Annotated in this window: 9 protein-coding genes; 3 read left to right on the top strand and 6 right to left on the bottom strand. The window is 68.8% G+C overall.

What is annotated here, in order from left to right; translation table 11 throughout:
* Positions 1-90 precede the first annotated feature (90 nt).
* Positions 91-1,047 carry an EamA family transporter RarD gene (rarD, locus tag ABZV40_RS03270; RefSeq protein WP_355434948.1) on the bottom strand — a complete coding sequence of 319 codons (957 nt, stop codon included), beginning with the start codon at positions 1,045-1,047 and terminating at the stop codon, positions 91-93.
* 145 nt (positions 1,048-1,192) lie between these two features.
* Between rarD and ABZV40_RS03265 the strand changes: the two genes are divergently transcribed.
* The gene (locus ABZV40_RS03265; RefSeq protein WP_355434945.1) at positions 1,193-3,280 is read left to right on the top strand and encodes a hypothetical protein; all 2,088 of its coding nucleotides are present in this window, start codon (positions 1,193-1,195) and stop codon (positions 3,278-3,280) included.
* 61 nt (positions 3,281-3,341) lie between these two features.
* On the opposite strand, the gene ABZV40_RS03260 is transcribed toward ABZV40_RS03265, so the two are convergent.
* The 4 genes from ABZV40_RS03260 to ABZV40_RS03245 form a co-directional block, all read right to left on the bottom strand.
* Positions 3,342-4,391 carry a 2-oxoacid:ferredoxin oxidoreductase subunit beta gene (locus ABZV40_RS03260; protein ID WP_355434942.1) on the bottom strand — a complete coding sequence of 350 codons (1,050 nt, stop codon included), beginning with the start codon at positions 4,389-4,391 and terminating at the stop codon, positions 3,342-3,344.
* Positions 4,388-6,226, bottom strand: a complete 1,839-nt coding sequence (locus ABZV40_RS03255; protein ID WP_355434938.1) for a 2-oxoacid:acceptor oxidoreductase subunit alpha — start codon at positions 6,224-6,226, stop codon at positions 4,388-4,390. Before ABZV40_RS03255 ends, ABZV40_RS03260 begins: the two co-directional genes overlap by 4 nt.
* 211 nt (positions 6,227-6,437) lie before the next feature.
* The gene (locus tag ABZV40_RS03250; RefSeq protein ID WP_355434936.1) at positions 6,438-7,178 is read right to left on the bottom strand and encodes an enoyl-CoA hydratase; all 741 of its coding nucleotides are present in this window, start codon (positions 7,176-7,178) and stop codon (positions 6,438-6,440) included.
* An 11-nt stretch (positions 7,179-7,189) separates the two neighbouring features.
* Positions 7,190-7,630 carry an Lrp/AsnC family transcriptional regulator gene (locus ABZV40_RS03245; RefSeq protein WP_089948968.1) on the bottom strand — a complete coding sequence of 147 codons (441 nt, stop codon included), beginning with the start codon at positions 7,628-7,630 and terminating at the stop codon, positions 7,190-7,192.
* 75 nt (positions 7,631-7,705) lie between these two features.
* Between ABZV40_RS03245 and ddaH the strand changes: the two genes are divergently transcribed.
* Together ddaH and ABZV40_RS03235 are read left to right on the top strand one after the other, a co-directional pair.
* The gene (ddaH, locus tag ABZV40_RS03240) at positions 7,706-8,590 is read left to right on the top strand and encodes a dimethylargininase (protein WP_355434933.1); all 885 of its coding nucleotides are present in this window, start codon (positions 7,706-7,708) and stop codon (positions 8,588-8,590) included.
* Positions 8,591-9,135: 545 nt separating this feature from the next.
* Positions 9,136-9,387 carry a hypothetical protein gene (locus ABZV40_RS03235; protein ID WP_355434931.1) on the top strand — a complete coding sequence of 84 codons (252 nt, stop codon included), beginning with the start codon at positions 9,136-9,138 and terminating at the stop codon, positions 9,385-9,387.
* On the opposite strand, the gene ABZV40_RS03230 is transcribed toward ABZV40_RS03235, so the two are convergent.
* Positions 9,341-10,279 (bottom strand): GNAT family N-acetyltransferase, encoded by a 939-nt coding sequence (locus tag ABZV40_RS03230; RefSeq protein ID WP_355434928.1) that lies wholly within the window; start codon positions 10,277-10,279, stop codon positions 9,341-9,343. The genes ABZV40_RS03235 and ABZV40_RS03230 overlap by 47 nt on opposite strands.

Genomic DNA, 10,279 nt, shown 5'->3' with positions numbered 1-10,279 from the left:
GTCGCGAGGGTGTCAATGTCGGTCGTCACAACCCGTACATCGACACCCTCGCCCCAGGTCTCCAGGTGCCTACCCCTTGGACTTACTCATCTAGCCGTTGCCGTTTGTCACGCGGGGGCCCCGCGTTTCCTTCTGGGGAACGCGGGGCCCCCGCGTTCCCTTCAACGCGTCGAACGTGAAGATCGTCAGCGCCAGCCAGACGAGGGCGAACCCGACCCACCTGCTGGGCGGCATGGGTTCGTGCACGACGAACACACCCCACGCGAACTGCAGCACCGGTGCCAGGTACTGCAGCATGCCCATGGTGATCAGCGGGATCAGCCGCGCGCCCGCACCGAAGAGCAGCAGCGGCACCACCGTGACGACGCCGGTGCTGAGGATCATCAACGTGTGCCCGGTGCCCGCGGTCGTGAAGGTGTTCGCGCTGCCGAGCGCGAGCAGGTAGACCAGTGCGATCGGGGCGATGACGGCGCTCTCCGCGGTGAGGCTGGACACGGCGTCCAGCGGCACCTTCTTCTTGAGCAGCCCGTAGACGCCGAACGAACCGGCCAGGACCAGCGAGATCACCGGCAGCCGGCCGTAGTCGACGGTGAGCACGATCACAGCGACGACGACCACGCCGATCGCGATCGTCTGAGCGAGACGCAATCGTTCCTTGAGGAAGATCATGCCGAGTGCCACGCTCACCAACGGCGTGATGAAGTACCCCAGTGCGGACTCGACGACGTGCCTGCTGTTGACGGCGTAGATGTAGGTGCCCCAGTTGACCGTGATCAACACCGCGGCAGCGGTAACGATGAGCCAGCCCTTTCCTGATAAATCGAGGAAGGGACGCCACCGCTTGAGGATCACGACGGCGATGGCGAGTGTGACGAACGACCAGACGATCCGGTGCGCGAGCACCTCGACCGGCTGGGCGGGTACGAGCAGTGGCCAGTAGGCCGGGAACAAGCCCCAAAGGACGTAGGCGGCTGCGCCGTACGTGACGCCTCGCCCCTGGGTGTGAACTTCTGGCGAACTGATGGAAGAAGTCGTCAGAGGGGGCACAAAATCCCACTCTACGCTGGCGTTTCCTCTGCTTGTTTGCGCTGAACGGCGTAGTGACGGAGCATCATCAAAGGCACTGTAGTTTGGCCATGCTCACCCTTCCGAGTGAGTGGGGTCGGAGTGTGGTCGTAGAAGGGGCTTACCCGTGAATGTCTTCGGGCAGGTCTGGCTGTGGAGTCTGCTGGCGTTCGTCGCGGGAGTGGCGCTCACGTGGCTGGTCTTGGTTCGACCCGCACGCCGGCAGATCGCCGACCTCGAAGATCAACTTCTCGACGCCCGCCGGTCGGCCGCGCCGGTCGCCGCGCCGTCTCCCCTCGACGACTTCGAGGTCGACGAGTGGGGCGACAACCCGCCGCGGTCGCTGGGCGACGAGGTGCCGGCGCCCGCTCCCTACGTCGAGCCCCCCGCCTACTTCGGTGAGCCCGTGACGCCGGTCGCCGCCGAGAAGCCCGCCGAAAAGCCCGCTGAGCCGGTCGACGAGCCGGTCGACGAAGAGCCCGTCGTGCAGGAGCCGGTCACGCCGGTCCGCCAGTACATGGAGGCGGACGAGTCGCAGCGCCGGTTCGAGGAGCAGCTGGCCGAGCAGAGGGCACGCGCCGAGGCCACCGACGACGACCGCCCGCGTTCGCTGTTCGAGCGGCTCGCCCCGGAGGACGTCCCCGAGGAGACGCCGGCCGAGATGACGGCGGTCCTGCCGCGTTCCGGGCTGGAGGCCGCCGACTTCGACGACGAGCCGGAGCTCCCCGCAGAGCAGACCGGGTTCGTGCCCACCGCGCAGCCGACCGCGGAGGTCGCGCCGCCCGCCCCGGAGCCGACCGCGCCCGCCGAGGTCCACGAGCAGGCCGACGACTTCATCTACCAGCCGCGCGAGGTGTGGGCGGAGCAGGAGCAGGAGGCGTTCCTCGACGAGGCCGCCGAGCAGGAGGACGAGCCCGTCCACCAGCAGGGCACCCGTTCCGAGCAGACGACGTTCATCGCGGTCGAGGAGAGCTCCTGGCCCGCCAACGACCTCACCGGCGAGTACCCCGGCCTGCGCGACGAGATCTCCGGCCAGCTGGACGGCTTCGTCGAACCGGAGTCGGCCGCCGAGCAGACCATGGTCGAGCCGCTCGACCCGGACGCACCGCACGTCCGCAACGGCGTCTTCGAGTCGACGCTGGCCGAGGAGCCCGGCTTCACCGAGCCGGCGCCGGAGACGCAGCCCGCGCACGCTCGGCGCGAGCCGCTCGAACCCGAGGACTTCGAGCCGGCCCCGCAGGAGCAGCCCGAGCAGGCCGGTCGGCCCCAGCCCGTCGGCTACGCCCAGGAGCAGCCCGAGCAGGTTGGCCGCCCTGAGCCTGTCGGTTACGCCCAGGAGCTGCCCCAGCGCGGCGCCCGTCCCCAGCCCGTCGTCCAGCAGTTGCCCGAGCGCCCTCAGCCCGTCGGCTACGTCGAGCCCTTCAGCGCCCCCGGTGCCCCGGCTCCCGCGCCGTTCTCGGCGTTCGGTGCCCCGCCGGAGACGGAGCTGGAGACCACCGGACGCCAGCCCCGCGCCGTCGCCGCCGCCTTCGACCACGCCGTGGAGGCCCCGAAGGCCCCCGCCAGGCCGGAGCCCGCCGCCGACCGTCCGCGGTCGCTGTTCGAGCCCCTGCTCGACGCCGACGAGCCGCTGCCCCCGCTCGGCCAGACCCGCCAGCTCCCGGACACGACCAACGACCAGCCGTTCGTGCCCAAGTTCGTGCCGAGCGACGAACCGTTGCTCGCCGCGCCGCCGGAGCCCGAGCCGGAGCCGGTCGAGACCGACCTGCCGCAGCGGCTGACCGAGGCCGGCCTGCCGATCCGCGAGGCCCGCCGCACCACCCAGCAGCGCCAGCAGAGCTTCTCCGCGTTCGCCGCCTTCGAGCAGCCGAAGCCGGAACCGGCCCCACCCGCACCCGCCGCCGCGCTGCCGTCCAGGCCGCGCCCCGTCGGGTACTCGCCGTCGACCGGTGGCCGTCCGAACGGCGCCCCGGCGCCCGGCTCGTCGCGGTTCCAGCAGCCGGAGGGCTTCAACCCGCGCTCGCCGTTCGGTCCCGGCTCGGTGCTGCCGAAGTCGGACGGCCTGGCCCCGGCCGCGGACTTCGCGGTGAAGGCGACGCTGACCGGCCGTCGTTACTACACCGAGGGGTCCGCGAACTTCGGCGAAACGCGCGCCGACGTCTGGTTCCGGACCGAGGCCGACGCCGAGAAGGCGGGGTTCCGCCCGGCCCCGTGACACCCACAGCGAGAAGAAGGCCCCCACCGCGTTCGGTGGGGGCCTTCTCCGTCGGGCCGGGTCAGCCGACCACGGTCCAGGTGTCCTTGCCGTGCAACAGCTTGCTCAGGTCCGCGGCCTTGGCGGCCTTGGCCTCGGCGACCTGGGCCCGCGCGCTGTCGTCGTACGTGGGCCGGTCGGCGCGCCGGAACACACCGGTGACGGTGTGCGTGAGGTCCTGCGTCGACAGCCGCGAGAGCGCGAACGACAGGTTCAGGTCCGACGCGTCGTGGATCACGATGTCCGAGGCGTCCACGTCCGCGGACTTGGCGACCGCGAGCCCGAAGCCCTCGCGCACCACGCAGTACTCGCCCTCGCGACCGAACCGGATCGGCTCGCCGTCGACGACGTTGATGATCCGCCGCTGCGCCTCGTCCGCGTCCTTCAGCACGTCGAACGCGCCGTCGTTGAAGATCGGGCAGTTCTGGTAGATCTCGACGAGCGCCGAACCGCGGTGCTCCGCGGCCTGCCGCAGCACCGAGGTCAGCCCGGCCTTGTCCGAGTCGATCGCGCGACCGACGAACGAGGCCTCCGCGCCCAGCGCCAGCGACACCGGGTTGAACGGGTGGTCGAGCGAGCCGACCGGAGTCGACTTGGTGACCTTGCCTTCCTCGGAGGTCGGCGAGTACTGGCCCTTGGTCAGGCCGTAGATCCGGTTGTTGAACAGCAGGATCTTGAGGTTCACGTTGCGCCGCAACGTGTGGATCAGGTGGTTGCCACCGATGGACAGCGCGTCGCCGTCACCGGTCACCACCCACACGCTCAGGTCCGGCCGCGACACGGCGAGACCCGTGGCGATGGCCGGCGCACGGCCGTGGATGGAGTGCATGCCGTAGGTGTTCATGTAGTACGGGAAGCGGGACGAGCACCCGATGCCCGAGATGAACACGATGTTCTCGCGCTTGAGACCCAGCGACGGCAGGAACGACTGCACGGCGTTGAGCACCACGTAGTCGCCGCAGCCTGGGCACCAGCGGACTTCCTGGTCGGACTTGTAGTCCTTCGCCGTCTGCTTCTCGTCGGTAGTGGGAACTCCGGTCAACCCGGGAATTCCGAGGTCGATCGCGGTCACGCCGACACCCCCTTGATCACGTCAGCGAGCACGTCCTGCAGCTCTTCGGCCTTGAAGGGCAGACCCTGCACCTTGGTGTAGGACACGGCGTCCACCAGATACTTCGCCCTCAGCAGCAACGCCAGCTGACCGAGGTTCATTTCCGGCACGATCACCTTGTCGTACCTGTGCAGCACTTCGCCCAGGTTCTTGGGGAACGGGTTGAGGTGCCGCAGGTGCGCGTGCGCGACCGGCAGTCCGAGCTTGCGGACCCGGCGCGCCGCGGCGCCGATCGGGCCGTACGACGAGCCCCAGCCCACGACGAGCACTCGGGCGTTGCCGTCCGGGTCGTCCACCACGACGTCCGGCACCTCGATGCCGTCGACCTTCGCCTGGCGCAGGCGGACCATCCGGTCGTGGTTCTCCGGGTCGTAGGAGATGTTGCCGGTGACGTCCTGCTTCTCCAGGCCACCGATGCGGTGCTGCAGACCAGGGGTGCCGGGCACCGCCCACGGGCGGGCCAGCGTCTCGGGATCGCGCGCGTACGGCTGGAAGGTCTCCGGGTCGGTCGCGAACTCGACCGTGAGGTCGGGCAGCGAGTCGACGTCCGGGATCAGCCACGGCTCGGAACCGTTCGCGACCGCGCCGTCGGAGAGGAACAGCACCGGCGTGCGGTACTTCAACGCGATCCTGGCGGCGTCGAGCACGGCGTCGAAGCAGTCGGACGGGGACTGCGGCGCGACGATCGGCACCGGCGACTCGCCGTTGCGGCCGAACATCGCCTGCAGCAGGTCGGCCTGCTCGGTCTTGGTCGGCAGACCGGTGGACGGGCCACCGCGCTGCACGTCGATCACCAGCAGCGGCAGCTCGGTCATCACCGCGAGGCCGATGGTCTCGGACTTCAGCGCGATGCCGGGACCCGACGTCGACGTCACGCCGAGCGCACCGCCGTAGGACGCGCCGAGCGCGATGCCGATGCCCGCGATCTCGTCCTCGGCCTGCACCGTGGTGATGTCGAAGTTCTTGTGCTTGCTGAGCTCGTGCAGGATGTCCGACGCCGGCGTGATCGGGTACGTGCCGAGCACGACGGGCAGCTTCGAGCGCTGCGCCGCCGCGACGATGCCGTACGCCGTCGCCGTGTTGCCGGTGATCTGCCGGTAGGTGCCGATGTTCAGCTTCGCGGGCGCCACCTCGTAGGTGACGGCGAAGGCCTCGGTCGTCTCGCCGTAGTTCCAGCCGGCGCGGAACGCCAGCACGTTGGCCTCGGCGATGTCGGGCTTCTTCGCGAACTTCTCGCGCAGGAACCGTTCCGTGCCTTCGGTCGGCCGGTGGTACATCCACGACAGCAGCCCCAGCGCGAACATGTTCTTCGCGCGCTCGGCGTCCTTCTTGCCGAGCCCGGTCTCCTCCAGCGCGCCGATGGTCAGCGTCGCCATCGCGATCTTGTGGACCTGGAAGCGTGCCAGCGACTCGTCCTCGAGCGGGTTCGAGTCGTAACCGACCTTCGTCAGGTTCCGCTTGGTGAACTCGTCGGTGTTGACGATGAGGATGCCGCCGTCCGGCAGGTCGACCACGTTCGCCTTGAGCGCGGCCGGGTTCATCGCCACGAGCACGTCCGGCCGGTCGCCCGGCGTCAGGATGTCGTAGTCGGCGAAGTGCAGCTGGAACGACGAAACGCCGGGGAGGGTGCCCTGGGGCGCGCGGATCTCGGCGGGGAAGTTGGGCTGGGTGGCGAGGTCGTTGCCGAACGCCGCCGCTTCCGACGTGAACCGGTCTCCGGTGAGCTGCATGCCGTCGCCGGAGTCGCCGGCGAAGCGGATCACGACGCGATCCAGCTTGCGGGTCTCAGTGCTCATTCCTACGCCGATACCTCTCTCCAAGGGTGGCTGTGCCCCACCTCGAGGGTAGTCGCCAGAACCGCGTGCCAGACGGCGCACGTACCACTGGGCGAGACGAACTGTCCCATCTGCCGCACCGGGTCCTTAACTAAACGGTAGGCACCGCGCTACCAGCGGATACCCGAATGCGGCACATGTCACCCCCGATACCTGTTACTCAAGGTAACACCTAACGTCCGCTGATCCGAGCCTTCATCGCGGCCAGCCTGGCAGCGAACTCTGGAGTGTCGATCGAAGCGACCTGTGGTCGCAGCTCCGTCTCGACCGCGTCCGCGTGGTCGTGCATTGCATCGGTCGCCCGCATCGTCGCCTTGATGGTCCGCACGAGTGCTCCTGGCGCCTCCGCGGCGGCCCTGGCCAGCTCTTTCGCTACTGCCAGTGGGTCTTCGGCTTTCGCATGGGCAAGGCCCTTCTCGACGGCCTGGTCGGCGTTCAGGACCTGCCCGAAGAGCGTCATGGCCGTAGCCGTCTGCCGGTCGGTGATCTTCTGCAACATCCACGTCATGCCGCCGCCGGGGTGGATCCCGAGCTGCAGGAACCGCGCGTCGAACCGAGCTTTCGGCCCGGCGACCCTCACGTCGGCCGCGAGCGCGAGGTTCAACCCGGCGCCCACCGCGGCCCCGTTGACCGCCGCGATGGTGGGGATCGAGGCGTTGGCCACGGCCAGGAACCCCCGGTAGATGTTCCGCAGACCCTCGTCCTTGGAGTTGCCGAGCTGCGTGAGGTCCGCACCGGCGCAGAACGCGGGCGGAGCTCCCGTGATGATCAGCGCGTTGGCTTGGCCTTCCGCTTCTTCGACCTTGTCCGCGAGCTGCCGGGACAACTCGACGGTGAGCGCGTTGCGCCGGTCCGGATCGTTGATCGTGATCACGGCGACGGAGTCGTTGTGCTCCAGCAGAACCTCAGCCATAGCCGGGGACTCTAGGGGGCGGGCGGCCGGTCCAGGAGCCGGGACAGCACCACCGTCGACACGGTCCGGTCGATGATCTCGACGGCCCGCAGCCGTTCCAGCGCGGTCTCCAGGTGGTGGATGTCCGCGGCCCGCAGGTGCACGATGGCGTCCGCCGCACCGGACACCGTGTACGCCGCGCTGACCTCGGCCATCGGCTCCAACCGGTGCTGGATGTCGTGCGGCGCCACGTTGCCCTTGCAGTGCACCTCCACGAACGCCTCGGTACCCCACCCGAGCGCCTCCGGGTCCACCACCGCGGTGAACCCGCGCAGAACCCCGTTGTCCAGGAGCTTGTCCACCCGCCGCTTGACCGCGGGCGCGCTCAACCCGACTTCTTTGCCGATCTCCGCGTAGCTGGATCGGGCGTTCGCCATCAGGCACGAAATGATTCGCTGGTCGATGCTGTCCACACGCAACATTCTGCCCTAGTTCACGCAATGTCGCGGCGTTGATCGATGGTCCAACTGGCCTTTACATTTCGATCCATGACCGTATCCATCTCCGGGCCCGGCGAGCCGATCACGCTCGACATCGCCGCACCCCTCGCGCCGACGCGCATGCCGACCACCCGTCGGTACCTCATGTGCCCGCCGACGTACTTCACGGTGGAGTACGCCATCAACCCGTGGATGGATCCGACCCAGCCCACCAGCACGACGCTGGCAGTGGAACAGTGGACGGCCCTGAAGGAGACCTACGAACGCCTCGGCCACGAGGTCAACGTCATCGACCCGGCCCCAGGCCTGCCGGACATGGTCTTCTCCGCCAACAGCGGCACCGTCATCGACGGCCGAGTCCTGGGCTCCCGCTTCCGCGCCCCCCAACGCGCCGCCGAAGCCGACCACTTCCGCCGCTGGTTCCTCGGCGCCGGCTACAAGTCCGTGGTCATGCCCACCGCCGTGAACGAGGCCGAAGGCGACTTCACCTGGACCGGCTCCCTGCTGCTGGCCGGTACGGGCTTCCGCACCGACCCGCACGCCCACGGCGAGGCCCAGGAGGTGCTCGGTGTGCCCGTGGTGTCGTTGCAACTGGTCGACCCGCGCTTCTACCACCTCGACGTGGCCCTGTTCATGCTCGACGACCAGTCACCGGCCCCTCTGGTCGCCTACTACCCGGAAGCCTTCTCACCGGGCTCGCAACAGGTCCTGCGCCGCCTGTTCCCGGACGCCGTCATCGCCAACGACGACGACGCCGTCTGCCTCGGCCTGAACGCGGTGTCCGACGGCAAGCACGTCGTCATGCCCCGCGAAGCCACCCACCTGGCCGACCAGGTCGCGCGCCGCGGCTTCGAGCCGGTGCTCGTGGACATCTCGGAGCTGCGCAAGTCGGGCGGCGGCCCGAAGTGCTGCACGATGGAACTGCGCGGCTGACCTCGCCCACGCAGTCCGCTTCGAAGGCCCCCGTCAACGACGCCGGGGGCCTTCGTCGTCCAGTCAGGAGCCCTCGGCCTGGTGCACGACTAGTGCGACATCTTCCGGCCGTGTGTTGAGTGGACGGTCTCCGACGACGAATAGCCGCATAGGCACACCGAGACGGTTATAGCGGCCGAACAATCCTGCTGAGCGTAACCAGGTGTTTCTGAATTGGGATGGCTCCAAGCAACGTTCACCGCGCCAAAATGGCCGTCCACCCCCTGTGGATAACCGTTCAACGCACCCTGCTGCAGTTAGCCGGTTCGGGCTTTCGTTCACACGCGCACCGGCCGTTCTGCTACCCACCGTGCAACTCCGGCCGTCCGGCGACCGGAGAGCGCCCACGGCTTACTCAACCCTTCACAGCTCCATACGCTGGCCTCCTCCCGGTGGCGCCTGCCCGTGAAGAAGGGAACGGCTCCCTGGTCAGAGGGAGCCGTTCAGTCACCTTCGCCGGGTTTCCACCAGTGCAGCGGTGTCCGGAGCGAAGGAGCTTGCAGGAGATGACGTTAATCAGTCCGCTGGTCAACCCCAACCGGGCGGGCGGCGAGCGGTCGGTCTCGCCTGCCGACCCGCACGTGTGCGAACGCCCAGGTGAACGGTCCGCCGAAAACCTGTGGTCGACGATCCGCCATCACACCTCCAGCTGGTCCCTGTTGTGGCGGCTGTTGGTGCTGGTGGTGGGCATCGTCGCCGCGGCCGCCGCTCTCAGGTGGCTTCACGTGCCCACCGCACGTACCGCATCCGCGCGGTGAAGCCCGCCTTCTCGAAGATCGTGCTCTCCGTGTCCACCTGCACGCTGGCCTGGTCGTAGCCCAGCGAGGACGCCGCACGAAGCGCATGTGCGATCAACGCGCTCGCGACGCCCTGCCGCCGCCACGTAGGACGCGTCCCGACGAGCATGAAGTGCGCGTCGCGGATGCCGGTCACCTCCGTGTCGGCCTCCCAGCTCATGGTCACCAACAGCCCCACCGCCACGCCGTCGGCATCCCGCATCAGGAAGCTGAGGTCGCGCTGGAACGTCTGGTTGGTGATCTTGTTCTGCCACTGGTCCGCGGGCATCGCCACCGCGCCCCAGTGGTCGGCGTACGACTCGTTCCGCACGAATCGGAAGTCCTCGTCGTTCTGCTGCGACCAGGCCTCGATCCGCGGGCTCCGCGAAACCGGAGGCAGGTCGGTGAGCGGGTGCTCCATGCGCTGGTAGTGGCGGACGGGTGCGAAGCCCTGGGACCGCATCAGTTCGGGCACACCGGCGATCTGCGCGGCCTTGTGGACGTCCACCACGAGCCTCAGGGTCGGGTGGTGCAGCGCGTGCACCGTCTTCGCCGCCTCGATGCCGGCCTCCACGAGTGCGGTGCCGAGGCCGCGGCGGCGGTGGTCGGGGTGCACGCCGCCGTCCATGGTGACGCGGTGGACGTGCTCCGCCGACGGCTTGTGGCGGACCTTCATGTAGCCGATCATCGCGTCACCGTCGAAGGCCGCGAGGCTTGCGCGCTCCAGATCCGCGTAGGGGTCGATCAGTTCCGTGAGCGTGTCTTCGGCGGTGTAGTGCTCGCCGATCTGGTCGACGGTCTCGATGGCGTTGAGCAGGTCGGCCGACGTCTGGGCGTCCGCGCTGGTGAGCGGTCGCCACGAAAGCATGCGCAT

Source organism: Lentzea sp. NPDC004782 (assembly GCF_040609115.1).
Taxonomy (GTDB): Bacteria; Actinomycetota; Actinomycetes; order Mycobacteriales; family Pseudonocardiaceae; genus Lentzea.
This window is presented reverse-complemented; position numbering and strand designations above follow the sequence as displayed.